Source organism: Neobacillus sp. SM06 (assembly GCF_050496765.1).
Classification (GTDB): Bacteria; Bacillota; Bacilli; order Bacillales; family Cytobacillaceae; genus JAEVLT01.
Genome location: NZ_JBNWEO010000020.1, coordinates 1 through 25,050 on the forward strand (window position 1 = coordinate 1; position 25,050 = coordinate 25,050).

A 25,050-nucleotide genomic window follows, 5' to 3' on the forward strand; every position below is an offset into this window, starting at 1 on the left:
ATAATATATTGATATGCTTCATATTGTTGTATTAAATTTTCATTGCTTAGCTCGGATAATTTTGTAATAAATTCTTGATCTTCGGGAGATTTAGGTACAGTAATCATTTGATATTCAACATTTTTATAACCAGCATCTTCAAGTGCCTTTATTATTTCATGGAGAGTAAAGAAACGAACGTGTGTCCTATCCAATAAGCCTGATTCACTATAAGTCCATTTCCCATTTATCACTTGTTTTAACAAGCTAAAATGCATTACGTTTGGAATGCTTATGAGAATTTTACCATCGGCATTCAAATATTTTTTAATTTCTTTTAATACTTTCCATGGATCAAATAAATGTTCAAGCACGTCCGCAAAAATAATATAATCAAAATAATTTTGTTTGAATTGCAACTCCGCATTTTCAATGTTCTGATCTGTAACATTTGCATACAACTTCGCTATATTTGCTGCATTTTCATTTAGTTCAATTCCATGGATTTCAGCATTTTTATATTTGTTTTTAATTTTCAATAAAGTTGCTCCACAAGCACAACCAACTTCTAAAACATTTATGTTTTTCTCTGCAGGTTCTTCAATTAAATTAATAATCTCATTCCTAATAAAAGTAGAATAGCCTGGATTAAATCCCCACTTTTTTATAAATTTACGTTCATTTTCTTTTAATAAGTTATAATATTCATCTGGTTTATCTCTCCATGATTGGCTTCCGTAATGATAAATAAAAGTATCCTTACAGATTAAAAGTTTATAACCAGCTAGTTGTATACGAAATGAATAATCATCATCTTCAAAATTTCCTGGGGAAAATATCTCGTCTAACAAACCTACTTTTTCTATAACTTCTCTCTTAATTAACATACAAAATCCGATAAGCTTTACTCTTTCTTCCCATTCGTTTGAATCCGTAATATTATAGTTTTTAGCAAAACTTTGCATCTCATCTAATGTTCTAAAGGAAACAGGAATTGTGGAATAATAAGCTGCGGAGTTAGTAACTGGTCCAACAGCACCAATTGTGGGTTCACTATATAAAGCAGTGACTAAATTTTGTAACCAATTCTCAGTTACAATTACATCATTATTTAACAGTAATATGTTATCTCCTGTTGCAATTTCAATTCCTTGATTACATCCTTTAGGGAATCCAGCATTAATTTCATTAAAAATACATTTTATATCACTTTGTTCTTTCAACCATTCTACTGTTCCATCAACTGAGTAGTTATCTACTACAATTAGCTCATACTCATTTTTATGAGTGTATTTTCTAATACTTTCTACACACTGTTTAGTATAATCCAATTTATTATAGGTAAGAATTACAATACTTGTTAACATCTCTAGTCCACCATTATTGTTTTATTTTTGACCCACATTGCCAAAGGAAATTTAACTAAAATCTCCCTTTCTAGAAGATCCATCGCATGGGTATCTTTCATCTTAAAGTGAATATTATACATCTTTTCATAAATCGAATAACTTGCTTTTAATTCTATAATTTTATTAAATATCAATAATGCATCTAAAAAAAAGCCTTTCCGCGAATACAGATCTCCTAAAATTTCTAGATACTCAAGAGATATTCCATTTTTATCTATATAGTTTCTAGTAAATTCAATAACAATTTCCTTCAGTCCAATATCAATTAAATTTCTTACTAATTCAACATGCTCTATAGAATTGTTATTTGTTACTATATTTAGCAAATACAGTACTGACCTTTGATCATCTAAGAGGCCCACTTTAGTTATTACTTTTATGATCAAGGTTTCTGTATCCTTTGTAAGTTTTATATTGTTTTCTTTATTTACAAGACAATTAATTATTTCAAAGTCAGTTTCAGAAAAATGTTCTTTTACCTTAGGCAATAATACATTACTTTGGATTTTAAATGATAATGCTATAATATCTTCCGCAAGCTCGTAAGATATTTCATCTATTGACTTCCACACTTCGCAGGCTTCTCCCAATTCACCTCCATATTGAAGAGCTATAGCTTCAATCATTCTGTCTACCTTTAGATTATAAGCTCTAATATAGTGTATAAGAAGTGAAGACCTAGTCATAAATAAAGAGATAACTAGATTATTCAAATTACTTTGATCCTTTATTAAATAAGTTGCATCAATAAATTCTTTCATATTTGAAACGGGAATATTACCCATCTTTAATATTTTTATAAAATACATTAAAGTTGGAAGATGATCCATTTTCTTTCTAAGGGAAAGAAAACCCTCCTCTAAAGCCTTGGATAATTCCCCTTTTTTTTCATATACTCGAATTAAATTAAAGCGAGCAAGATGTCCTCCTACACCTTCGATTGTTTGTTGATTCGTAACATCGCCAAGTTCAAGGCATTTTAAATAACAACATTCCGCATCTTTATAGTATTCACAAGCCTCATATAATTCACCGAGAGTATAATATAAGTTTGTATAATCAGGAAACCCGTCTATAGAATTTAAAATTAATTCAATACCTTCTTCATATCTTTTAAGATATAAAAGACATTTTCCCATTTGATCAAGTAAATACGATAAATATACTCTATCTTTACTAAGGTAAAAAGCTTTTTTATAAGCTCCTAACGCTTTGTCGAACTGACCATTAGCCTTGTACTGATTCCCTAAATTAAAGAAATTATATCCAGAAGGATGATTTTGCACTTCTTCTAAAAGAAGTTTCAAATTTCTCTCATGTTTATTTTTTTTCATATATAATTTCGATGTATAACCTATATGATGTATCAATATTTTTGCAGTTTCTTGCGTTAGTCCATCGTAATCTTCAATATTTAAATGTTCATGAATTTTACCTTTGTAAATAAAGCCTTGATTATTTTTAAAAATACGAATGGCTTGATGATTAAATATTTGGCTGTCTAAATAATTTTTAATATTTACTATATAATAATCTTTTTCTGTTTTAAGATTTTCTTGAAGTGGAATAGAACCCTCATCTAGATATTCGTCCGCATCTAATACAAGAACGTAATCCGATGTAGCATTTTTGATTGAAAAGTTTCTTGCATCAGCGAAATTACCATTCCATTCAAAATTATAAATTTTCACATTAAACTCTTTGGCAATTTCTATTGTTTTATCGGTCGATCCTGTATCAACAATGACTATTTCATTAACAATACTTTGAACACTCTCTAAGCACCTTCTTAAAAATTCCTCTTCATTTTTTACAATCATACATAACGATATGGAATATCCCGACATAATAATAACCCCTATTTACTTTAAAAAAGGGATCTTAGATGTTCTAAGATCCCCTTTATATAATTATTAACGTAATAATTGAAGAACACCTTGCGGCTGCTGATTTGCTTGTGCAAGCATTGATTGCGCTGCTTGAGAAAGGATATTATTTTTAGTCAACGTCATCACTTCTTTTGCCATGTCCACGTCACGAATACGAGATTCAGCAGCAGTTAAATTTTCATTTGAAGTCGAAAGGTTGTTAATAGTATGCTCCAAGCGATTTTGAACCGCACCAAGATTAGAACGATCGGTAGAAATTGCGTTAATCGCTGATTGAATTTTCGCTAGGTTAGCACTTGCAACCTGATTCAACGTTGACCCAGAGGCAATACTACTTAAATCACTTAGCGAAGAAGCAGATACGCCTAGTGAGCTAGCGGTGGCATCAACAAGCGACATTGAAATAGTCTCTCCGCCATTTGCACCAACTTGGAAAGTAATGCTAGATGTTGTGTTCAAGATATTTTTTGTATTAAATTTAGTTTGGTTTGCAATGTCGTCAATTTGAGATGTTAATTGAGTAATCTCAGCTTGGATTTTTTGTGTATCAGATGTAGTTAACGTTTCGTTAGCAGCTTGCACTGTTAATTCAGACATACGTTGAAGCATTGCTTGCGTTTCGTTCAATCCGCCTTCAGCAGTTTGAATTAAAGAAATTCCGTCTTGAGAGTTGCGTTGCGCTTGCTGTAACCCGCTAATTTGGTTACGCATTTTCTCAGAAATGGCAAGGCCTGCTGCATCATCCGCTGCACGGTTGATACGTAAGCCGGAAGAAAGTTTCTCCATTGATTTAGAAGTAGCATCAGTGTTTTTCGATAATGCATTAAAAGTGTTTAAAGCTGAAATGTTATGATTAATTCTCATTTTTTATTTCCTCCATGAATTTTTTCTGGAATCCACATCCTTGTGGAATTCAGTTATTGGTTACAAGTTTATTCACAAGTCGGCCGTCCTCATGAATTGCTTGTCTACCCTATATATCGACATTTTTTTTTTCTTATTTAGTCTTTTATTGGATTTTTTTAAGCTTTTTTCACAGTATTAATAAAGTCTTGTAATAAAATATTCGAAGCAAGAGCCGCCTGGTTATTTTCGTTTTGGATCGATAAGTATATTTCCTTGCGATGGATTTCAATATCTTTGGGGGCCTTAATTCCAAGCTTGATTTGTTCACCTTTTATCTCCAGAACGGTAATCTCTATATTCTCACCAATTTGAATGGATTCATTTGCTTTTCTCGTTAAAACAAGCATGCTCTCACCTCCTAGTTAACTTCCATTGTATGGTGTGAAAATACGAAATGTTTGGTTGTATAATTGCTGTTAGTAAGGACTACTTGTTTCCCCCGATTAATTTTTTTATTGATAACAACAGGTGCTTGCAAGTTGGCAGTTGTTTTTTCAATTTTTTCATTTAGCGTTAAGATTATGTATAAATCTACATCCTGTTCTGACGTTAACTCAAGAACTTGTATAGTTTGATCATCAAGAACAAAATCATATTCTTTAAAAAAAGCAAAAGGGTTTGTCACTACAAAGGCAATTTGAGTTTCCTTTATTGATTGCAATATTTTAAAAATCCCATCTTCAGAAAAAGGTAACAGAACAAACTCCTTATCCTCTATAAAACCGGGAATCCCTTGGGGAAAATGAACAATATTTTTTTCTTCAATTTCTATTTCACCATGATATTTTGTATAAATCTTCATAAAATCACATCCTTAAATAGTTTGTTCATATTTGGGGCCTACATACTTTAAATTTTCAAAATCTATTTTTAACGATTGGTAGCTCTGAATACTCGTTTCTACTTTCCCTGGATAGTAACGAATAATTGGTTTATTATTTTGAACATTAATGAGTGGCTTATTTACATTCCATTGAATATCAAGACTTCCAGGATCATAGTTAATTTGTACACTTCCCAGAGACGGGATCCAGCCCAAAGTAAATTCATGTTCAGGGAGAAAGTGGTGGTTCTTTGCCTGTTCGGCAATAGGATTTCCTCTATTTTCAATCCTCATTAGTTCTTCACCCTCTTGTATCCGGCGGGCTATTCCTTTAAGGGCATCCTGATAACCTTGCTGGGCAGCTTCTCTAATCCGTTGAGGAGTACTTTTTAAATCCACATCCGCCCGAGCTTTTGTTTGATCAATCGTCAGTCTTGAAGGTATTTTTGCAATTTCAATATCTGCTTTAGGCTGTTGAATACTCAATTCCGCTGGTGGCTGCTCAATCTCCATTTTCGCATTTTGGGTATGAATGGCTATTCTGGCAGACGTAGATTCCAGTCTTATTTGCGGAAGTCTCATTCTAATACCTCCTAGTAAAAAAAGCTATTCAAATTTGAATAGCTTTTTATCTTAAAAAGTCCATTAATGTTGGCTGAATAATTCTTGAACCGACACTTAGAGCAGCACGATGGACGCTTTCTTGTGTCGTCATATCCATAATGACCTTTTCAATATCGGCATCTTCATTGTCTGACAGTACTTTATTAGCCAAAACTTCTTGTTGGCCAATCCGATTTTCCACCAAATCCAAGCGATTTGTTCTTGCGCCCAACTCTGAACGTTCAGTAGACAAATTGGTTGTTACTTTGTCCAGCTCAGCCATCAAGCTCTGCAAACCAGAAGAATCGTCCGTTTCAAGTGCTTTTTGAATTTTACCAACTACATCAAATAGTTCTTGATTAAACGTATTTGCCGGATTTACATTTGCCTTTAGAAAAACCCCTTTTGAAACTTCTACATTATAATTATTAATTTTTGAATCCGTTAAATTAGCTGCTACCAGCGGTGGATCCTCTTGCGGAACTGGTGGGTTTGTAACATCTGTTCCATGGAAAATATACTTACCGGCAACCTGGGTATTTGCTGTTTTTACAAGATCTTGATTTAACTGACCTACTTCTACAGCAATTGCTTTACGGTCGGATGGGCTCAATGTATCATTTTGGCCTTGTACAAGAAGTTCCCTTACCCGCTGCAATACACTATTTGCCTCGGACATTCCTGTTTCCGAGTTATCCATCCACAAATGCAATTCAGACAAATTCCTCTTATATTGTTCCACTCCAACAAGATCCGATCGATAGTACATCCCCTTCATCGCAACGACCGGGTCATCCGATGGTTTGGTAATTTTTTTACCCGTAGAAAGCTGATTTTGCAACTGGCTCATTCTTGAGTAGCTATTGCTGATATTTTTCAGTGAGTTAGCTGCGAGCATGGATTGAGTTATCCGCATTTATTTCACCTATCTTCCGCCGGTACCCATACCGTTAATAATTTTATCAAGCATTTCGTCCTGGATTGTAATCATTCTTGCAGAGGCATTGTAAGCTTGCTGAAATTGAATCATGTTGGTCATTTCTTCATCTAATGAAACCGAGCTGACCGACTGGCGTTTTTGATCGACCGATTGCTGGAGAGCAGTGCTGTTGTTCGTAAGCCGTGTTGCTTCCTGCGAAAGGACCGCCATGCCGCCAATGACGTTCTGGTAATAATTGCGGAAATCAGCCTGTTCATTGTTTTGCCCATAATCAAATGGCTGGTTGATGACATCCGCAAGTGCCTGTGCATTGGTCGAGTCGCCTAAAGTAGCCTTAGCTGGATCAGTACCGGAAGCCGTTGCGATATTGTCAAGACTGTCTTTGATCGCCTGGGAAACCTCGATTCGGCTTGCATATCCAGTTCTGTTGCTGAGAGACCCATTATTTGCATCGGAGAAAAACGGAATTTCATCATTTTTCCCAGCTGCAATTTCATTTGGACTGAGTCCTGAGGCATGCACATCGTTAAATTGCTTTGCAAAGGTATAGGCCATGTTGTCGAGTTCATTGAGCATATCCGGATAAATTCCGGTTGCCTGGCCATCTTTTTCATAACCGTACGATTCGATCAAGGCGCGCAATTTCCCGGAGGAATTCATTTTGGAAAAATCAATCGTTTCCGCACCGACCGAGATGGTGCTGACCGATTCATCCGCACCTTTGTAATTGACGCTCACCTTATTGGTTCCGGCAACGCTCAACAAAACGCCTAGCTCTGATCCAGTGTCATCGACAAGTTTAATTTCGGCTTTTCCTTCCGCCTTCGGGTCGGCATTTCCGCCAGATTTTACATAATCGACTTTAATATTCACTAACGAAGAAAGCTGATCGATCAGCCGATCACGCTCATCGTATAAATCATTCGGCAGCATCCCATGCGGCTCAACGCCGCCAATCTGTTTGTTGATTTGATCGAGCTGATACACTACCGAATTGATTTCTTTTACTGTCACATCAACCTGATCTTTTTGATCTCTTTTTACAGCAGACAAGGAGTTGGACAAATAATGAAACGTATCCGCAACCGCTTCACCGCGCTGGCGGACAACCGAGCGGGCACCGGCATTTGTCGGATCGACTGCTAAATCCTGCAGCGACTGCCAAAACTGGTCCATTACCGTCGATAAACCAGAATCAGACGGCTCATTCATAACGCTCTCCATTTTGCTCAACGCATCCGAACGCGTCTGCCAATAGCCCAATTTTTTGTTTTCTCCCCGATATTGTACATCGAGAAAACTCTCCCGGATTCGCTGCACCGATTCCGCTTTGACACCTGTTCCCATTTGTCCAGGCAGCTGCGGCATGTTCATGCCTACTCCAGGATACGGCTCCGTTTGCGCAAAATTCACCCGCTGTCTTGAATAGCCCGGTGTACTGGCGTTGGCCACATTCTGACCTGTTGTATATAAAGCGCTTTGCTGCGTAAATAGCCCGCGCCGTGCTGTTTCTAATCCCATAAAGGTTGAACGCATGAATGGTTCCTCCACATTTTAAGCTTTTCGATTAAAAAGGGCTGTCGAAGCCGGCTTGCTAACTGGCCCATAGTTAAATTCCTCCGGCTGAGGCGCGACTAAATTTAATGTCAAATTTACAAACTGAAGTGATTGATAAATCATTTTTTGATTTAAGTCGTTTTGCTGGCGAATTTGCCCAATTACATCAAGCAGTTCTGAGCGGACACGGTCGAGTTTCACCCAACTTTCGCCTTCAACTGATTTTAAACAGTCCGAAATAGACGGTTGCTCAACTTCAGGAACTATCGTTTTAGCCAGCTGCTGGCGTGCTTGCTCTAGCTGGTTGATGGCTGCAAGATGTGCCTGCTCATCCTTTAAGGTGAAGTTAAGAGCCTCCATGTCACCCATTTTCACGATTTCTGTCTTTTTTACAGCAAGCTCATAAAGGCTTTTATGCAGTTTTAAAAGCTTTTCCATCGTGCTGATTAACTTTTCCGGTTGTGACATGGTCTCCCTCTTTTCATCTTATTGTTTTGAATAAAAAGCAATAATGCTCGTTGCGATCTTGTGCGGGTCGATTATATATGAACCATTTTCCACTTGGTTTTTAAGTTCTTGTATCTTCGCTTGACGCTCTTCCGGCAGCTGGGAAAGCTGCTGCATTTCTTTTGCCGTTGCGGAAATTTCTACTCGATCCGCCTTTTTTCCAATCGTTTTTTCTTCCGTTTGACCAAACTTGTTCATTTGCTGTTTATATGGATTCACTCCCTGTGAACCATACGGATTAATTTTCATTGTCATACCCCGCTCTCATCCCGATCCTTGTTCTACTCCTATTATCGGATAAAAGTCAGCACTTTTTAGTCTTTTGCAGAATAATACGTTGCTTTTTCTCTTTTCAGGAGTTCCAGCTTACGTTTTTCCTCTGATTGGAAGGTTTGTAGGTCTTCACGCAGTTCAGCCGTGCAGTTTTCGCAAAGTTTCCCTGTCCGGATAATCCGTCCGCAGCGATCGCAAGGATAGCCAAGGTTTGGAAAATGAGTGATCTGGATCCGCCCTTTTTTGATAAACTTCAAGACCAGCTCTTCTTTTACCCCTGTTTGCCTAACCACTTGCTCAATCGTGGCTGCCCGGTTTTCCCGCTTTCGCATAAATTGATAAACCGTGTTGTAATCTTCCTCTTCTTGCTTCCAGCATTTTGGGCACACATCGCGAAACTTACTTTTGACAAAAATCTCATTGCAATTTGGACAATTCACTAATTCTTCCATTTTCAGCGCTTCCCCCTGTGTCGAAATATGTATTTTCATTATAACTTGATCAATTGTTGATGGAAACGGTAAGCTGACTGTTCTTCTAGAAAAATAAAAATCCCCCCTGGCCTTAGGGGGAACCTGTACTCTCATCTTTCGCAATTCTCATTCCCTTAGCAATCGCCTTAACTCTTCTTCCGTGTACGGCGTATGCTTGGCAACTTCGGCTAAAGGCATGCCTGTTTCCAGCAAACTCTTCACCATTTCTAAAATTCCCATTTTCATTCCTTGTTGAATTCCTTGTTGAATTCCTTGCTTCATCCCTTGCTTCATCCCTTGCTCAATGCCCGCTTCCCTTGCTTCTCCCACCCTGCTGCGCTCATCTGATAAGGCTTTTGCCCTGAGCTCGTACTGTCTTCGTGTTTCTGGATCTGCACTCAATTTCATCAGTTTGTCTTCCGCCTTGTTTACCATTGCATCCATCTGAATAACCTCATTTAATCTTCATTTTCCCTTAGCAATTGCCTTAACTCTTCTTCCGTGTACGGCGTATGCTTGGCAACTTCGGCTAAAGGCATGCCTGTTTCCAGCAAACTCTTCACCATTTCTAAAATTCCCATTTTCATTCCTTGTTGAATTCCTTGCTTCATCCCTTGCTTCATCCCTTGCTCAATGCCCGCTTCCCTTGCTTCTCCCATCCTGCTGCGCTCATCTGATAAGGCTTTTGCCCTGAGCTCGTACTGTCTTCGCGTTTCTGGATCTGCACTCAATTTCATCAGTTTGTCTTCCGCCTTATTTACCATTGCATCCATCTGAATAACCTCCTCTAACAAATTTTCAGAAACATCTTGTTGTAAGAATAATAGCCAGCGATGGAGCGGATTATGCACGTTCATTTTCATTTTTTCCAATTTCGGAAATTCAATAAAATGAACTTCCAGTATATCGGTCAACCTACCCTTTGATTGAGATTCATGCAACTGATACTTCGTATGATAGGATTCATTTACTAATTCTTTTAACTCAAAGTCAAGAAGATTGATTGTTACCGCTTTTTGCAGTTCTGTATATTCACTTCCCGCCGCAAAATCCTCGACAAAAAGTTTTGACCAGTAGAACAGTGTTCGAGGAACCATATTTTTCTGATCGAGCAATTGCACCTCAATGTTTATCTTCTTGCCCAATTCGGTTTTCGCTTTAATATCCAGTACTCCAAGTTTTTCTTCCCGTGTGTCGCGATTCAATTGTTCTTTCTCGATCGTTAGAACAGCAATCGTCTCATCAAGGATCGCATTTAGAAGCGAAATCAACAATTTAGGATCTTTTTCATCACCAAAAAGTTTTTTAAACAGAAAATCATTTAATGGATTGAGTCTTTCCATAGGTTCCTCCTTTATTTTACCATTTCCATTACAGTTTTTCAGCTTCTAAATTCCCTATCTGGCAATTGTCAGCGATTGAATTGATGCGGCACCTGCTTGGTTTAAAAGCTTTGCGGCATGCCGAAGTGTCGAGCCGGTTGTATAAATATCATCAACCAAAATAAGACGCTTGCCAGTTAGTTCGCGATCATCAGAAATCTGAAAAACCTGCGGCAGGTGTATTCGCTCGTGACGTGATTTTTTCGATTGTTTTTCAGAATGGATACGGCTAAGCAGAAGCTCAGGCTTATAGCCCGCTTCTTTGATCAAGGCTTCCGCCTGGTTAAAGCCGCGCTCATAAAGCCTTTCTGCGCTCAGCGGTATGGGAACAAGATAGTCAAAGGACATCCGGGCGAGATGTGAATGTATTTCCTCATGAAACACCTTTGCCAGCACATAATCACCGCGGAATTTAAACCGGGCAATCACTTCTTTTAAAAAATCATTGTATAAAAAGAGAGAAACATTTCGGTTTAATAGACCGCACCACTGCTGATCTTCCTCCCAGCGGATACAATCAAGGCACAGGTTACCGCTACTGAAGTTGTCCATTAATGGACGGCCGCAGATGCTGCAAATTTCTCCCGAGATGTTCTCAAACTTGCGCTTACAATCGCGGCAAACAAATTCTTCCTGTTCTTTTGAAAAAATCGTCACCCAGCTAACCGGCGTGTAAATGAGTTGATGGCAAATCAGACAATGTGTGTTCATGCATCGATCAGCCCTTTCTTCCGGCCCAACCGGTTCATTTCAACAATCTGCCTTCTCGCTTTTTGCATCGCTGCTGTTTTACCATAATGAAAAAAGGTCACATTGCCGCTTGGATACTCGACACTACGTCCAGCTCGGCCGGCAATTTGCACGAGGGCACTTTCGGTAAAAATATCATCTTCCGCACCAATAACCGCAACATCAATATTCGGAATGGTTACCCCGCGTTCAAGAATGGTTGTCGTCAATAAGATCGAAATTTCCTGCGACCGCATTTTTTCTACTTTTTCCTTTCGTTTCGGGTCTTCTGCATGGACAGTTTCAATATTTGGATCCAATTGCCGCACAAAGGGCAACGCTTTTTCCATTAAAGGAATATGAGGAAAAAAAACGAGCGCCTGCTTTTGGGCTTGGAGTCTTGTGCTAATCCATCTTCGGACAGAAGCTGGAAATTTGCCTTTTTTTACTTGCTTCTGCCAGTTTCCGCTCCACACGAACTCTGGAACGGGGAGCGGATGGCGATGAAAACGGGCTGGAATAGTGACAAAGGCACGTTTTCCGAGGCGGCATTCACGCTGCCATTTTTCGTTGGGAGTTGCGGTCAGATAAATCATCGTTGAAACAGGCTTTCGGGCATGTGCTGCGGCATATTTCAACGACTCGTCTACCGTGAAAGGAAATGCATCGACCTCATCTAGAATGATCACATCAAATGCATGGTAAAATCGCATCAACTGGTGGGTGGTGGTAATCGTAAGCGGTGCATAGAGATGGCGCTCCTCACTTCCGCCAAATAAAGAGGCAATCGCGATGGCCGGAAAGGCTTTTTTTAGTCTTGGGGTTAACTCGAGAACAACATCTGTTCTCGGTGTAGCAATGCAGATTCGGTTTCCTGCAGCCAGTCCGGCGGCAATCCCTTGAAAAAGAATTTCGGTTTTCCCAGCACCGCAAACAGCCCACACCAATAATTCGCTGTTCGTGCGGATGGCATTTACTACCCGGTCTGCGGCTTCCGTTTGCCCCTCGGAAAGTTGTCCACTCCACTCAAGGATGGGTTCCGGTATGACTGGTTTCGGTACAGGACCATTCCAGCTGAACAGCCTCGTGCACTCGCTCATTCTGCCCATCATCAAGCAGTTTCGGCAATACCATTCGGTTTGGCCACAGCGGGCGCAAGGAATCTCGGCAAACCACTGTGGATCACTGTTACCGCAACGGACGCAAACTGGATGCTTGTCTTTTTGGATGATTCCTTCGCGCAGGCGGATATAGCCATTTTCATAGTGGGTTTGAATCAGTTCGTGCGAAAAAGGGATATCATCAAGAAGAAGTTGCTTTCCGGTTAGAAATTTTTGGATCTCCGGGGTGAATTTAAAGGATGAATTTACTGGCATCGGGGCAACGGAAGCATTTTTCCCAAAAGAAAAAGTAGTGGAATTCATATTTTCCCCTCTTTCTGGTAATAGATTCGATTTCTTGTTGTTCCGGTAAATTGTAATTTTAATTGGAAAAGCATTTTCTGTGCGATATTGTTGGAAGGCAGATGGAGAAACTCTTTGAATTCTGCATTTGTGATCCAAGGTTTAAAAAGGAGAAATAATCATTGAGACTCGCCAAGTGTGCATCTTTTGATGAAGTCCCGCACAGCTTGCAATGCCATTTTCCATATTGATAGATCATTGGAAGGTTTTTGCATGTTGGACAACGAACTCCCGTCAGAATGTCCTTTTGCGGAATTTGATATTCACTGAGGATGTTGAAGGATTTTGGTGTGTGATGCTGTAAAAGAAGTTTGGACAGTTTTTTTACTGTTTTTCGATCGATTGTTTCTTTTGAATAGAAATGTTCAATCCTTTCAATTTTATCAAGCAGTTTAAAAGGTTTGCATACTCTTTTGGGAATATCGTGCGAATCTGTCGTTAAAATTGCGGTAGTATTGCTCATGACAACAAGGCATTCAATCGGAAGTGGCACGGGAAGGTACTGGGCAAGCCATCTAGAAAGCAAGCGCCTCTGTCGTTCTGCTTGTGCAGTTGGATCGTCATATACTTTTTCTTTTTCATGATAAAATTGGATAAGTTGATGAAATTTGTTTTCGAAGTTCAGTTTTCCCCCAAGATTTTTGGCTTCTATAATAAGCGCAAACCTCGTCGTTAAGAGATGAAAATCGATTTGGAAAGTCCAAATCTCATATTGTAACCGAAGCGCTTGAAAAATATAGTAGTCATCTTGGGGAAGAAATGTTAAATAATAATCCAAAGCTTGCTCGCCTCGGTAGCCCGCCATTTCTCGATGAAAATCTGCTTCGATCATAGGGAGTTTGGAATAATTTTTAGGAAGGCGCATGAGAAGAATTTCATCTAATAAAGCTTTTTGTGGATACGCTCGTTCAAGGACAATCAAAAAGTCATTCCTCCTTTCCTTTTTGTAATTTTTCTCCATAGTCCTATAAAATTCCTGCCTTTTTTTGAGGAAAAACATCATTTTTTGTGAAAATTTGTTGACAGAATATTACGTTCCCGCGACTTTTGACAACAATTCCGCAGGTTTTGAGATTATTCCTGCGACTTACCTTCTGTATTCCGCGACTTTCACAATTTATTCCGCAACTGTCACATTTTCGCTAGAAACTTCCTAAAAAAAATGCCCCGGCGCATCCGCCAAGACATTTATTTTTTCATCCAGCCCATTCCCATCGCGCCCTCGCCCAAATGGGTGCCGATAACCGCCCCAAAGTAGCCAAGCGAAAATTCGACAGTTGGAAACTGCGACTCGAGTTCCTTTTTCCATTCCAACGCCTCCGCCTCACGATTCGCATGAATAATCACCGCACGATACTTAGAGTCTACGGCTCCCACCGCCTCGCCCAGCAGTTCACCGATCCGCTTCATCGCTTTTTTCCGCGTGCGGATTTTTTCAAACGGAATCACCTTATTGGCAAAATGAAGCAGCGGCTTCACCTGTAGCAAACTGCCGAAAAAGACCTGGGCGCTCGACAGCCGGCCGCCCCGCTGCAAATGAGCCAAATCATCCACCATCAGATAAGCATCTGCAGTCACCTTCAACTCCTCAAGCCGAGCCAAAATTTCTTCAGGCTCAACACCGCGCTCAGCCATTTTCGCAGCATCCAAGGCATAAAATCCCTGCACCATACAACTGATCTCTGAATCAAACGGATACACCGAAATCCCATCTACTAACGTTCCCGCCGTTACCGCTCCTTGAAAGGTGCCACTAATCTCGCTCGACAAATGAATGCTCATTACCGCATCATAGCCATCGGCAGCGAGCTTCTCAAACAGCGCCACAAACTCGCCAACCGGCGGCTGCGATGTCTTTGGCAGCTCCTTTTGCTGGCGAACTTTTTCAAAAAAGCCCTTCGAATCAATATCCACCTCTTCCCGCAGAACTTCATCCCCAAAAATGACTTGCAATGGGATCATATGTATATTCCACTGATCGCGCAGCTCCTTTGGGATATATGCCGTACTATCGGTCACAATAGCTGTTTTCATAAACAAGTAACAACCACCCTTATCCTGTTTCTTAACTCACTATTTTATATGAAAACGGGGAAAAAAGCATTACTCCCTGGCAAAAACGCCAACCGAACCGTTTCAAAAGCCAATCTTTTCTGACCAAAAAAAGAGCACGCCCTCCTAAAAGCGAAAGCGTCCTCTCTTCATTACCTTACCTCTACCCAGCCATTCTTAATCGCAACGACAACGGCCTGCGTCCGATCATTCACATTCATTTTCTGCAAAATATTGCTCACATGGTTTTTCACCGTCTTCTCGCTAATAAACAACGCCTCGCCGATCGCGCGGTTGCTCTTGCCATCCGCGAGCATCTGCAACACCTCACACTCCCGACGCGTCAACAAATGAAACGGCCGGCGCACCTCTGCCACATATTAACCGCCCGAGCCAGATCCGGAACCCGCCTTGCTCGCCGCCAACCTGCGATACTCATTTACCAAACTATGCGTCACCCTCGGATGCAAATAGGAACCGCCCTCAGCGACAACCCGAACCGCCTCAATCAGCGCATCCGCATCCATTTCCTTCAAAAGATAGCCCTGAGCCCCGGTCTGCAGTGCATGCGTCACATAATTCTCATCATCATGAATCGACAAAATAATCACCTTCGTCTCCGGAAACTTCTCCACCAGCTCCCGCGTTGCCTCAACACCATTCAGATGCGGCATATTAATATCCATAATCACCACATCCGGCTTATGCTCCTCGACAATCCTTAACGCCTCACTCCCATCATCACCCTCCGCAACAACCTCAAACGTCCGCTCAAACTCCAAAATCCGCTTTACCCCTTCACGGAAAAGCTGATGATCATCAATAATGGCAATTTTCGTCGTCAACCTTTTCTCCTCCCAAAAACCATTCTTTTTTATGTAAAAATACTGCCGTTGCCGCGCTAGCATTTCATAGAGCAGCAGCGGCCCTCCTGCAAACGATCAACTTCTCAACTATGATACCCGTCCCATTTTAATACAAGCCGATAACAAGCACATACTCAAAGAACAAACTCATAAATCGCTTTTCCCTACTTTAAAATGGGTACACGAATGGAAACTGTCGTGCCATTCCCAATTTTCGAATTAATCGAAAGAACCCCTTCAAGCAGCTCAACCCGTTCTTCCATCCCGATAATGCCGAAAGATTCGGTACTTTTTTTGTTCACATCAAAACCAATTCCATCGTCCTGAACAAGAACATTTACTGCGGATTTCGTAATCTCCAACCGAACGACAATTTCCTTTGCATTCGCATGCTTTAAAGCATTTTGCACTGACTCTTGAATTAAACGGAATAGAGCCACTTCGTACTTTGCCGGCAACCTGCACTCCAAACCGACATTGACAAACTCAATCCGCGCTTTGTTATGATACTCTTCGATCGTTTGTAAATATTTTCTGAGGGTCGGAACAATCCCCAAGTCATCGAGTGCCATCGGCCGCAAATCATAGATAATTCGGCGCACTTCGTATAGGGCAGAACGCACCATTTTTTTGAAGCTGCGCACCTCCATCAACGCTTGCTGACCGCCATGTTCCCGGTACACCCGCTCAATTAAGTCGGAGCGCATGATTACATTTGCGAGCATCTGTGCCGGTCCATCATGAATTTCGCGGGAGAGCCGTTTTCGTTCATCCTCCTGGGCTTCGATAATTTTTAAGCCAAAATCCTGCTTCGCCTTGGCATCCTCAATTACTTCACCCATCTGCTTCAAATCGCTCATTAAATAATTCATGACAATCGAAATCTGGGAAACGAGATGTTCCGCACGCTCAATCGTTTCATTGAGGCCAATTAACCTGCGTTCCAAGTCATCACGGCGTTCGCGAAGCTGTTTTTCAACTTGCCGGTTCATCGAAAGATCCATTTGCAGCTGATGCGCTTTTTCATATGCCTCGCGAATTTCTGCCTCCGCGTATTTTTTAAAATCTCTGCTGACATCGGATAGGCGATTCCGCGCAAGCCGGGCTTGTCGTTCAAGCTGATCGCCTTCATCAATAATTTGGACGACCATTCGTTTCACACTTTTTAATTCATCTGACAACGTTTCAAAATCATTGCGGCACTGCTCGCCAATCCGAAAAATTTCATTTTTGCTATCGCCGACCGTATCGATCATTTTTTCAAGAATGGCATCTAGCGTTTTTGTATCAAATTTTTTAATTTTCATCTGTATTCCCCCAGGCACTTTTACCAGAAACAAGCAAGCTTGTCCGAAAATCACAAGTAGGAAAAAGTTCCTTTTCCCATATTTTAACGTGTCGTGTTGGAATATACTATGCTTAACCTGCCCAAGCATTGCCGAAATGAGTGAAAATCGGTAAAAAGTAGGGGATAAACACTGTCCTGCCCCTACTTTTTACCTAGGCAAATCACTAAAAAATCGGTGCTCAAGCATGCTTTATTATACCATTTCGACATGACGTCCATATTAAAGTTTGATTACAGTCGACAATAATCTTCGCATTTCGCCACGTTTCCCATTATAATGGTACAAGTGATGCTTTTTCATTCTTCAAGCTTTTCCAAGGTTGAAAGGAGGAGCCCATGCTATCCCATTATTTAACTGTAAAACAATCCGGAGAACATGAGATCGTGATCGAAAAGTCACGCTTTATTGCCCAAATAAAGCGGGCTGAGACGGAGGAACAAGCCCAGGAGTTCATCCAATCCATCAAAAAGAAACATTGGAATGCAACCCATAACTGTTCCGCCTACCTGATCGGCGAAAATGACCAAATCCAAAAAGCAAATGACGATGGCGAACCGAGCGGAACCGCCGGCGTACCCATCCTTGAAGTTTTAAAAAAGCGAAACCTGAAAGACACCGTTGTTGTTGTCACTCGCTACTTCGGCGGCATCAAACTCGGCGCCGGCGGCCTAATCCGCGCCTATGGCAAAGCGACTTCCGAAGGCCTCAATGCAATCGGCATCGTTGAACGGCGGCTCGTCCAAACCGCCCATGTCACCATCGACTACACCTGGCTCGGCAAACTCGAAAAAGAACTCCGCGCCTCCGAATACAAAATCAAACAAATCCACTACCTCGACAAAGTCGAAATCGAAGTCTACGTGGAAGAGGCCAAAACCGCAACCTTCGAAGAATGGATGGTGGAATTGACGAATGGACAAGGCGAGATACGGCTGGGAGAGAAGGTTTATTTGGAGGAGGAAGTATAAAGCAAACTACTTGAATTTTTTCCTTCTTTATTCATAAAATTACAATTTACGAAAGCACGATATAGTAGTAAAATCGAATCTGACTTATTTACTTTATTTTGTAAAGCTTAAATTCCCCATTTAAAAGGAGATAAATGCATGTCGCAGCAATTAAGATCCTCAAAAACAATTAGGAAAAAGAAAAGGAATCGACGAATCGTTATTTGGATATTAACACCATTATTAGTTATTACCCTAAGCGCAGTCGCTTATGGAACATTTCTATATAAAAAGGCGGAATCCGTTGCAAACAAGTCCTACAAACCAGTGGAAGTACCTTCCAAACGAAAGGTTAAAGCAAATCCCAAATTAGACAATGTCTCGATTCTTCTTATGGGAATTGATGATAGCCAAACCCGCCATTTCGGTAAGGGGACACGAACGGATGCATTAATGGTTGTAACACTAAACAAAAAAGAAAATTCCCTTAAGTTATTAAGCATTCCTCGTGATTCTTATGTCAGCATACCAGGGAGATCCAAAAAAACAAAAATTAATGAAGCAAATGCCTACGGAGGCACCAAGCTAGCAATAGAGACAGTTCAAGATTTACTTGATATTCCAATCGATTATTATGTAAAAATGAATTTTAATGCTTTTCTAGATGTTGTAAAAGCCATTGATGGTATCGATGTAAATGTGCCATACAAATTGGTAGAACAAGACTCAAAAGACCAGCAGGGAGCCATTCGTTTACAACCGGGACTTCAGCATTTAAATGCCGAAGAAGCTCTGGCACTAGCGCGAACAAGACACTATGACAACGATATTCAAAGAGGGCTTCGTCAACAGGAAATTATCAAAGCAATCGTCAAAAAAGCCGTTTCAGTCGACTCGATTCCAAAGCAAGGAAAAATAATTGATGCTTTGGGAAAAAACATGGAAACCAATTTAACTTTTGACGACATGAAATCATTAGTCAGCTATGCTGCATCCGGTAAAAAATTAGACTTTACAACACTTCATCTGGAAGGAAAAGATTCAACGATTAGTGGTATTTATTATTACCAATTGGATCCTCATTCATTAGCGAATGTAAAACTTGAGTTGCAAACTACTTTAAATATTAATCCAGAAAGTGCAAGCAAAGCCTTTTCAAATACAAAAAGTTAAAAGGACTCAACCTGAGTCCTTTTATTTATTTCTGCTAGAAAAGCGGATAAATCTGGCTAATTTTAAAAGCGGATAAAATTCTCTTCCAAATAAACCAATCTTTTCAGCGGAAATTTCAATTAAGAATAGAAGAATGGCGACTAATAACATCGAGCCCCAAAGTTTTGCCATCGAAAATATTACAGCAGCTAAGCTAAAAAACGCTGCTATTAAGTAAATAATTAAAACTGTTTGTTTATGTGTAAAACCAATACGAAGCAAGCAGTGATGCAAATGGGATTTGTCCGGTGCTGAAAGTGGCTTTTTATTCATCAATCTCCGAAGGATCGCAAAAAACGTATCCGATATGGGAACGCCAAGAATAATAATTGGGACAATAAAAGAGACAAATGTCACATTTTTAAATCCTAAAAGGGATAAAACAGCAATCATAAATCCTAAAAACAGAGCACCTGTATCACCCATGAAAATTTTAGCTGGGTGAAAATTATAATAAAGAAATCCCAAGGTACTAACTAAAAGGATGGATCCAATAGTTACTACATACAGATTTCCCATAATCATTGCCATACCTGAAATGGCAATTAATGCAATGGACGAAACCCCCGCTGCAAGGCCGTCCAAACCGTCAATTAAATTAATGGCATTCGTAATTCCTATAATCCAAAGAATAGTAAAAGGAATACTAAAGAGGCCAAATTCAAGCATACCGCCAAAAGGCAAATTGATAAAATTAACTTGTAATCCTCCATAAATTACCACAATAAAACCAGCAATAAATTGCATTATAAATTTTAGCTTGGCAGAAAGTTCAAAGACATCATCCAATACTCCTGTCAGCACGACGATAACGCTACCGACCATTATCGATCCAGAATATTGATTTTCAGGCTTTAAAAATAAAACCCCTGTCAAAAAACCTAAATATATCGCTAACCCACCCAATCGCGGCATTAATGACTTATGCACTTTACGAATATTTGGTCTATCCGTAGCGCCGATAATATAAGCAAATTTTTTGATGGGGGGAGTAATTACCAGAGAAATTACAAAGCATATAATCAAGGCAAGAAATAACATGAGATTCCTCCTCTACTATAGCATATCCATATTCATTAGAACTAAATACACTTTTTAATAGGAAAAGGATTCCTGTAATAAAAGCAACTGTTATATTGGTACCTGGTATTCAAAAAATCAAAAACCTTACTCGTCCTTGAGTAAGGTTAAATTTATTTAGTATCGATCTTTTAGATTGGCAACAGCACCAATACCTTTTACAAACTTAATTAGAGGCTTGTAGTCATCGCGAATCAGTCCAATTTTTTCAACAATAATTTCTATCGTAATTAATAATATTGCGATAACAATTAAAGAACCCCACACTGTTGCTTGTGAAAAAATAAACGCCGTAAGGCCTAATATTGCACTCATTGCATAAATTAGTAAAACAGTTTGTCTATGAGAAAAACCACTTCTCAATAAGCAATGATGCAAATGAGATTTATCAGGTGCAGACAATGGTTGTTTATTAACCATTCTTCGAACAATTGCAAAGAATGTATCGGAAATTGGCACACCTAAAATAATGATAGGAACAATAAGGGAAATAAATGTTACATTTTTAAAACCTAATAAAGAAAGGACGCCAATCATAAATCCTAAAAATAATGCTCCAGTATCGCCCATAAAAATTTTAGCAGGGTGAAAATTGTATAAAAGAAATCCTATTGTGCCAGATGCTACAATTAGTGCAATAATTGTTACATATAAATTCCCCATAATGAATGCCATGCCAGCAATAGAAAACAATGCGATTGTCGATACACCTGCAGCTAATCCATCGAGACCATCAATTAAATTAATTGCATTCGTAATTCCGACAATCCATATCATTGTAAAAGGAATGCTTAATATTCCAAAATTAATTTTGCCGCCAAAAGGCAAATTTATAAACTCTACATTTAAATTTCCAAAAAACACCACGATAAACGCAGCTGCAACTTGTCCAGCTAATTTAACCTTAGGTGAAATTTCTTTGACATCATCAACCATTCCAGTCAGAATGATAATCACGCTTCCAATAATAATAGGCCAATGATATTCAGCAACTGGATTAAAGTTTATAACACCTTTAATAAAACTTATTTTAAGGATTGTGACTCCAATAATAAAGCTTAAAAATATAGCCAATCCACCAAGTCTTGGCATAATATTTTGATGAACTTTGCGATAATTTGGTTTATCTGTTGCACCAATTTTAAAGGCAAGCCTTTTTATTAATGGTGTAAGGAGTGTTGCCGCGAAGAAACTAATAATTAATGTTAAATATAACATACAGCGCCTCCGTAAATACATATCCTATAGTTAGCAACATAAATCAAGCTAAACTGTAATTCTATACCCCTTAGGATTATAGCATAGTCATTTAAAGAAAGAAATATATTTTATTATTTATAAAGTTTATAAATATTGTAGACACTTTTTTCAAAGGCATTCAGTGAAAAGCGCACAGATGTATAATGGTAAAATTTATCTCCCATATCATCGAGCCTATTTTCCTCTTTAAGTTTCAAAACATGTTCTAATGCATTCAATATTGTAGGTACCTTATCATCTTTAAGTACAATGCTAAAAGTTTGATCGGGAATCATATCGTTCACTCCCCCAACATCTGTTGTTATTACTGGAGTTTTTTCTCGAGATGATTCTAGTAAGACTAACGGAAAGCTCTCAGTTTTCGATAGTAATAGAGTTACGTCAGCTAAACGAAACAATGCAGCTACGTCTTCTCTATACCCAAGAAAAATAATATGATTCTCAAGCCCTTCTTGGGCAACAAGTTCCTCAATTTTAGGTTTTGTGGATCCATCTCCCACAAGCAATACTTTAACGGAAGGGTATTGAGCTGCAAATTTTTTAACAACTTCTACCGCCAACTCATGTCGTTTAACCGGATCAAACCTAGCTACCATTATTATGATAAAATCTTCAGGAGAGAGATTTAAATCTTTAAGAGAAGTCTGCTTCCCTTTATGAGCCTGTTGAAAATTAATTCCGTTATAGATCGTTGATATCTTTTCCTGGTCTACTCCAAAGTGCTTTAACATTTCAGTAAATCTCTTTGAAATAGCAAAAAAATGATCTGGTTTTTTCAAAACCGCCAAGTGCAGTTTTGTAAAAATCCCCCCTAAAAGTCCCCTTCCCAGAAAATCATTCCTCGGATCACTATGTATAGTTGTCATCCAAGTAACCCGTGTCATTTTGGAAATAAAGTACCCATATAAATTAGCCCTTGCACCATGTGTATGAAGTATGTCAATGTTTTCTTTTTTTATATAAGCAACCAATTTAAAAAGGATCGTAAAGTCATATCTCGATGCTTGTTCAAAAGTAATCGTATCAATCCCTGCATCGATAGCCTTTTTATAAAATACTCCTTTTTCTAGTAAACCTAAGATGAATTGATCTTCTTCTTTCTTTAACTCTTTAAGAAGAGACAAAATATGAACCATTCCTCCACCGGTTTCATTCCCTGCATTTAGATGCAATACTTTCATTTTTCTTACTCCTTCTATTTTTACATCTATTTCCTTACTTTTGTTTTTAGTACTTCTATTAAAAACAAGGGTAAGACCAACATTCGCTTCCACCGGCTTGGCTGCTTTATCAACCGATACAGCCATTCTAAATTTAATTTCTGCCATATTAGGGGAGCTCTCTTAACTTCTCCAGCGATAACATCAAAACTTCCTCCTACCCCCATAAAAAATCCTTTATCAAACGCTTGGATGTTTTGGGAAATCCACTTTTCCTGTTTAGGAAATCCTAAAGCCACGAAAATTAGATCGGGTTTTTTAGAAAGAATCTCTTCCTTGATATCGCTTTTTTCCCAATTAAAATAGCCATCATGCCATCCTACGATTTCAAGCTGTGGATAATTTGTTTTTATATTATTTATAGCCTTTTCAATCGTCTCTTTTTTAGTTCCCAGGAAAAACGCACTCCATCCCTGTTCGTTTCCCTTCGCTAACAAATCGCACATTAAATCGTATCCGGCAATTCTTTCAGGAAGGGGATTATTTATTAATTTGGAACCTACTACAACTCCAATCCCATCGGCAATAACATAATCTGCATTATTTACAATTGATAAATAGGTTGGGTCTTTTTCTGCGTACATCACAATTTCTGGATTGGCTGTAACTACAAAAGTTTTTTTACCGGTTATAATTTTTTTTTCTAAACTATTTAGTATCTCTTTTCTTTTTAGATTATCGAAATTTACATTTAATATTTTTACTTTATTTTTGTGCATTTTTTAAACCTCACTTTAAAAACTAAAAACAATCCTTTTTATTTTAGGTATTAATATTGTTAATTCTTGTATACAGGGTATCTTTACAGAAATACGGTAGTGTTTTAATTATGAGGAGTTTAATTTTAGCCGAGGATAACCCGCTCTTTTTCTTTGCTTCGTCCCTCGGCCAAATGTGTACTTATTGAAAATTATTTAGGCTTTTTTATAGCTTCAACATAAATCTTTTCGAATTTTTCTGCGGCTGCAATATGTGAATATTTTTTTTCCACCTTAAGTCTAGCATTTTCGGCCAATTCCTCACCAAATTTTGGATTGTCCAAAATACTGATAACAGACTTAGCTAAATCTTCTATATCACGTTCTTTGACTAAAAGTCCATCAATTTTATGCTCAAAAATTTCTTTTAGCCCTCCAACTGCACCTGCCACAACTGGAGAACCTGACCCCATTGCTTCCAATGCAGAAATTGAAGTAGCTTCTTCTACACCATGTGAATGTACGCTTGGAACAATGACAATATCTGATAATGCGTAGAGTCCCTTCATTTTGTCATGTGGTACAGAGCCAAGAAATTTAACATTCTGTTTAAGATTATTATTATCTATAATCTCCTGAATTTTCTCCATTTGTTCACCAGTTCCGGCATATACCAATAGTACGTTCGGGTGTTTTTGAATAATTTTCGGCAATGCTAATGCTGGATAAATCACACCATTCTTTTCAGTCATTCTTCTTGGGACAAAAAGAACCTTTACTCCCACAGGAATTTGAAACTCTTCTCTTATTGATTTTACATCAACTTTATCAGGCTGGAATGCATTCACATCAATAAAATTTTTTATTGTATGAGCTTCAACATTTGCTTTCTCCATTATATATTCCCGAATACGGCTATCAACTGCTACCACTTCTGCCGCCTTTTGATATGCCTGTTTTTCTATATCTTGAACTTTGTTATCTTCTTTACTATTTTCTATAAGAGCACCACGGCTTATAGCTTCAAAAGAAAAATAGCCATGGACTGTGGCAACGGTAGGAATTCCTGTTGCAATTGATGAAATCGCAGCAAATACATCCTGTGAATTAATTACATCATATTGAGACTTACGATTTGATAAATACACCGATAGCAACCTTCTTCTCAGGTTATCATTCAATAACTGTCCCTTTCCTTTACTAATTTTATTTAATAAAAAACCCGGTGCTTGAGTAAATATCTTTCTAATTACTGGGTTCATATTCGAAAAAGAAAATACATCAACTGTATGTCCTCTTTCTTCTAGTCCTCGTTTTAGTGTTCCAATATGAGTTGATAATCCTCCCTCATGTGGGTATTCAAAAATTGTCGTAATTAATATTTTCATTTTATTTACCTCTCTTTTTTAGAAAAACTCAATTTTAATTTAATG

25 protein-coding genes and 1 pseudogene are annotated in these 25,050 nt (G+C 38.8%); 2 read left to right on the plus strand and 24 right to left on the minus strand.

What is annotated here, in order from left to right:
* From ACQYAD_RS17945 to ACQYAD_RS18035, 19 genes and pseudogenes are all read right to left on the minus strand, one after another.
* The coding region (locus ACQYAD_RS17945) for a glycosyltransferase (RefSeq protein WP_430240406.1) at window positions 1-1,346 on the minus strand (1,346 nt) is incomplete at its 3' end.
* A 2-nt stretch (window positions 1,347-1,348) separates the two neighbouring features.
* Entirely contained in the window at window positions 1,349-3,235 is a 1,887-nt protein-coding gene (locus tag ACQYAD_RS17950; RefSeq protein ID WP_430240409.1) for a glycosyltransferase, read from the minus strand.
* Between the two features lie 66 nt (window positions 3,236-3,301).
* Window positions 3,302-4,141 carry a flagellin gene (locus tag ACQYAD_RS17955; RefSeq protein ID WP_430240411.1) on the minus strand — a complete coding sequence of 280 codons (840 nt, stop codon included), beginning with the start codon at window positions 4,139-4,141 and terminating at the stop codon, window positions 3,302-3,304.
* Between the two features lie 158 nt (window positions 4,142-4,299).
* A complete protein-coding gene (gene csrA / locus ACQYAD_RS17960) occupies window positions 4,300-4,530 on the minus strand; it encodes a carbon storage regulator CsrA (RefSeq protein ID WP_430240414.1) in 231 nt (76 codons plus the stop codon).
* Between the two features lie 11 nt (window positions 4,531-4,541).
* Window positions 4,542-4,985: a flagellar assembly protein FliW gene (gene fliW, locus ACQYAD_RS17965; RefSeq protein WP_430240415.1), complete on the minus strand. Its 444-nt coding sequence runs from the start codon at window positions 4,983-4,985 to the stop codon at window positions 4,542-4,544.
* Window positions 4,986-4,997: 12 nt separating this feature from the next.
* Window positions 4,998-5,588 (minus strand): DUF6470 family protein, encoded by a 591-nt coding sequence (locus ACQYAD_RS17970; RefSeq protein ID WP_430240417.1) that lies wholly within the window; start codon window positions 5,586-5,588, stop codon window positions 4,998-5,000.
* A gap of 46 nt (window positions 5,589-5,634) precedes the next feature.
* Window positions 5,635-6,525: a flagellar hook-associated protein FlgL gene (gene flgL, locus ACQYAD_RS17975; RefSeq protein ID WP_430240418.1), complete on the minus strand. Its 891-nt coding sequence runs from the start codon at window positions 6,523-6,525 to the stop codon at window positions 5,635-5,637.
* Between the two features lie 9 nt (window positions 6,526-6,534).
* Window positions 6,535-8,085, minus strand: a complete 1,551-nt coding sequence (gene flgK, locus ACQYAD_RS17980; protein WP_430240419.1) for a flagellar hook-associated protein FlgK — start codon at window positions 8,083-8,085, stop codon at window positions 6,535-6,537.
* An 18-nt stretch (window positions 8,086-8,103) separates the two neighbouring features.
* Window positions 8,104-8,574, minus strand: coding sequence for a flagellar protein FlgN (locus tag ACQYAD_RS17985; RefSeq protein WP_430240422.1), 471 nt, complete (start codon window positions 8,572-8,574; stop codon window positions 8,104-8,106).
* An 18-nt stretch (window positions 8,575-8,592) separates the two neighbouring features.
* Window positions 8,593-8,868, minus strand: coding sequence for a flagellar biosynthesis anti-sigma factor FlgM (gene flgM / locus ACQYAD_RS17990; protein ID WP_430240424.1), 276 nt, complete (start codon window positions 8,866-8,868; stop codon window positions 8,593-8,595).
* A gap of 59 nt (window positions 8,869-8,927) precedes the next feature.
* Window positions 8,928-9,338 (minus strand): TIGR03826 family flagellar region protein, encoded by a 411-nt coding sequence (locus ACQYAD_RS17995; protein ID WP_430240425.1) that lies wholly within the window; start codon window positions 9,336-9,338, stop codon window positions 8,928-8,930.
* A 147-nt stretch (window positions 9,339-9,485) separates the two neighbouring features.
* Window positions 9,486-9,803: a hypothetical protein gene (locus tag ACQYAD_RS18000; protein WP_430240426.1), complete on the minus strand. Its 318-nt coding sequence runs from the start codon at window positions 9,801-9,803 to the stop codon at window positions 9,486-9,488.
* A gap of 14 nt (window positions 9,804-9,817) precedes the next feature.
* Entirely contained in the window at window positions 9,818-10,702 is an 885-nt protein-coding gene (locus ACQYAD_RS18005; protein ID WP_430240428.1) for an Rpn family recombination-promoting nuclease/putative transposase, read from the minus strand.
* A 54-nt stretch (window positions 10,703-10,756) separates the two neighbouring features.
* The gene (locus ACQYAD_RS18010) at window positions 10,757-11,452 is read right to left on the minus strand and encodes a ComF family protein (RefSeq protein ID WP_430240429.1); all 696 of its coding nucleotides are present in this window, start codon (window positions 11,450-11,452) and stop codon (window positions 10,757-10,759) included.
* Complete coding sequence (locus tag ACQYAD_RS18015) at window positions 11,449-12,894, minus strand: DEAD/DEAH box helicase (protein WP_430240431.1); 1,446 nt, start codon at window positions 12,892-12,894, stop codon at window positions 11,449-11,451. The genes ACQYAD_RS18010 and ACQYAD_RS18015 overlap by 4 nt, the downstream gene beginning before the upstream one ends.
* 58 nt (window positions 12,895-12,952) lie before the next feature.
* Entirely contained in the window at window positions 12,953-13,855 is a 903-nt protein-coding gene (locus ACQYAD_RS18020) for a nuclease-related domain-containing protein (RefSeq protein WP_430240433.1), read from the minus strand.
* A gap of 266 nt (window positions 13,856-14,121) precedes the next feature.
* On the minus strand, window positions 14,122-14,967 hold the full coding sequence (locus ACQYAD_RS18025) for a DegV family protein (RefSeq protein WP_430240445.1): 846 nt from the start codon (window positions 14,965-14,967) through the stop codon (window positions 14,122-14,124).
* Between the two features lie 170 nt (window positions 14,968-15,137).
* Window positions 15,138-15,830: pseudogene (locus tag ACQYAD_RS18030) on the minus strand (response regulator).
* A 185-nt stretch (window positions 15,831-16,015) separates the two neighbouring features.
* Entirely contained in the window at window positions 16,016-17,158 is a 1,143-nt protein-coding gene (locus ACQYAD_RS18035) for a sensor histidine kinase (protein ID WP_430240434.1), read from the minus strand.
* 377 nt (window positions 17,159-17,535) lie between these two features.
* Here ACQYAD_RS18035 and ACQYAD_RS18040 point away from each other — a divergent pair, with 377 nt between their 5' ends.
* A complete protein-coding gene (locus ACQYAD_RS18040) occupies window positions 17,536-18,168 on the plus strand; it encodes a YigZ family protein (RefSeq protein WP_430240436.1) in 633 nt (210 codons plus the stop codon).
* A 138-nt stretch (window positions 18,169-18,306) separates the two neighbouring features.
* Window positions 18,307-19,320 (plus strand): LCP family protein, encoded by a 1,014-nt coding sequence (locus ACQYAD_RS18045; protein WP_430240437.1) that lies wholly within the window; start codon window positions 18,307-18,309, stop codon window positions 19,318-19,320.
* A 21-nt stretch (window positions 19,321-19,341) separates the two neighbouring features.
* Here ACQYAD_RS18045 and ACQYAD_RS18050 read toward each other — a convergent pair whose 3' ends face one another.
* The 5 genes from ACQYAD_RS18050 to ACQYAD_RS18070 all read right to left on the minus strand — a co-directional run bounded on the left by ACQYAD_RS18050 (window position 19,342) and on the right by ACQYAD_RS18070 (window position 25,005).
* Window positions 19,342-20,400 (minus strand): glycosyltransferase family 4 protein, encoded by a 1,059-nt coding sequence (locus ACQYAD_RS18050; protein ID WP_430240438.1) that lies wholly within the window; start codon window positions 20,398-20,400, stop codon window positions 19,342-19,344.
* 156 nt (window positions 20,401-20,556) lie between these two features.
* Window positions 20,557-21,657, minus strand: coding sequence for a glycosyltransferase family 4 protein (locus tag ACQYAD_RS18055; protein WP_430240440.1), 1,101 nt, complete (start codon window positions 21,655-21,657; stop codon window positions 20,557-20,559).
* Between the two features lie 113 nt (window positions 21,658-21,770).
* The gene (locus ACQYAD_RS18060; RefSeq protein ID WP_430240446.1) at window positions 21,771-23,018 is read right to left on the minus strand and encodes a glycosyltransferase; all 1,248 of its coding nucleotides are present in this window, start codon (window positions 23,016-23,018) and stop codon (window positions 21,771-21,773) included.
* Window positions 22,907-23,638: a WecB/TagA/CpsF family glycosyltransferase gene (locus tag ACQYAD_RS18065; protein ID WP_430240442.1), complete on the minus strand. Its 732-nt coding sequence runs from the start codon at window positions 23,636-23,638 to the stop codon at window positions 22,907-22,909. Before ACQYAD_RS18065 ends, ACQYAD_RS18060 begins: the two co-directional genes overlap by 112 nt.
* Window positions 23,639-23,829: 191 nt before the next feature.
* The gene (locus ACQYAD_RS18070) at window positions 23,830-25,005 is read right to left on the minus strand and encodes a glycosyltransferase family 4 protein (RefSeq protein WP_430240444.1); all 1,176 of its coding nucleotides are present in this window, start codon (window positions 25,003-25,005) and stop codon (window positions 23,830-23,832) included.
* Between the last annotated feature and the right edge of the window lie 45 nt (window positions 25,006-25,050).

What these genes read in the sequence shown, in the direction of transcription:
- ACQYAD_RS18065 (WP_430240442.1), bottom strand. Translation starts at nt 23,638, where the DNA reads ATGCACAAAAATAAAGTAAAAATATTAAATGTAAATTTCGATAATCTA.
- ACQYAD_RS18035 (WP_430240434.1), bottom strand. Translation starts at nt 17,158, where the DNA reads ATGAAAATTAAAAAATTTGATACAAAAACGCTAGATGCCATTCTTGAA.
- fliW (WP_430240415.1), bottom strand. Translation starts at nt 4,985, where the DNA reads ATGAAGATTTATACAAAATATCATGGTGAAATAGAAATTGAAGAAAAA.
- ACQYAD_RS18000 (WP_430240426.1), bottom strand. Translation starts at nt 9,803, where the DNA reads ATGGATGCAATGGTAAACAAGGCGGAAGACAAACTGATGAAATTGAGT.
- ACQYAD_RS18015 (WP_430240431.1), bottom strand. Translation starts at nt 12,894, where the DNA reads ATGAATTCCACTACTTTTTCTTTTGGGAAAAATGCTTCCGTTGCCCCG.
- csrA (WP_430240414.1), bottom strand. Translation starts at nt 4,530, where the DNA reads ATGCTTGTTTTAACGAGAAAAGCAAATGAATCCATTCAAATTGGTGAG.
- ACQYAD_RS17995 (WP_430240425.1), bottom strand. Translation starts at nt 9,338, where the DNA reads ATGGAAGAATTAGTGAATTGTCCAAATTGCAATGAGATTTTTGTCAAA.
- ACQYAD_RS18045 (WP_430240437.1), top strand. Translation starts at nt 18,307, where the DNA reads ATGTCGCAGCAATTAAGATCCTCAAAAACAATTAGGAAAAAGAAAAGG.
- ACQYAD_RS17970 (WP_430240417.1), bottom strand. Translation starts at nt 5,588, where the DNA reads ATGAGACTTCCGCAAATAAGACTGGAATCTACGTCTGCCAGAATAGCC.
- ACQYAD_RS18055 (WP_430240440.1), bottom strand. Translation starts at nt 21,657, where the DNA reads ATGTTATATTTAACATTAATTATTAGTTTCTTCGCGGCAACACTCCTT.
- ACQYAD_RS17955 (WP_430240411.1), bottom strand. Translation starts at nt 4,141, where the DNA reads ATGAGAATTAATCATAACATTTCAGCTTTAAACACTTTTAATGCATTA.
- ACQYAD_RS18025 (WP_430240445.1), bottom strand. Translation starts at nt 14,967, where the DNA reads ATGAAAACAGCTATTGTGACCGATAGTACGGCATATATCCCAAAGGAG.
- ACQYAD_RS18050 (WP_430240438.1), bottom strand. Translation starts at nt 20,400, where the DNA reads ATGTTATTTCTTGCCTTGATTATATGCTTTGTAATTTCTCTGGTAATT.
- ACQYAD_RS18040 (WP_430240436.1), top strand. Translation starts at nt 17,536, where the DNA reads ATGCTATCCCATTATTTAACTGTAAAACAATCCGGAGAACATGAGATC.
- ACQYAD_RS18010 (WP_430240429.1), bottom strand. Translation starts at nt 11,452, where the DNA reads ATGAACACACATTGTCTGATTTGCCATCAACTCATTTACACGCCGGTT.
- ACQYAD_RS17950 (WP_430240409.1), bottom strand. Translation starts at nt 3,235, where the DNA reads ATGTCGGGATATTCCATATCGTTATGTATGATTGTAAAAAATGAAGAG.
- ACQYAD_RS18070 (WP_430240444.1), bottom strand. Translation starts at nt 25,005, where the DNA reads ATGAAAATATTAATTACGACAATTTTTGAATACCCACATGAGGGAGGA.
- flgL (WP_430240418.1), bottom strand. Translation starts at nt 6,525, where the DNA reads ATGCGGATAACTCAATCCATGCTCGCAGCTAACTCACTGAAAAATATC.
- ACQYAD_RS17985 (WP_430240422.1), bottom strand. Translation starts at nt 8,574, where the DNA reads ATGTCACAACCGGAAAAGTTAATCAGCACGATGGAAAAGCTTTTAAAA.
- ACQYAD_RS18005 (WP_430240428.1), bottom strand. Translation starts at nt 10,702, where the DNA reads ATGGAAAGACTCAATCCATTAAATGATTTTCTGTTTAAAAAACTTTTT.
- flgK (WP_430240419.1), bottom strand. Translation starts at nt 8,085, where the DNA reads ATGCGTTCAACCTTTATGGGATTAGAAACAGCACGGCGCGGGCTATTT.
- flgM (WP_430240424.1), bottom strand. Translation starts at nt 8,868, where the DNA reads ATGACAATGAAAATTAATCCGTATGGTTCACAGGGAGTGAATCCATAT.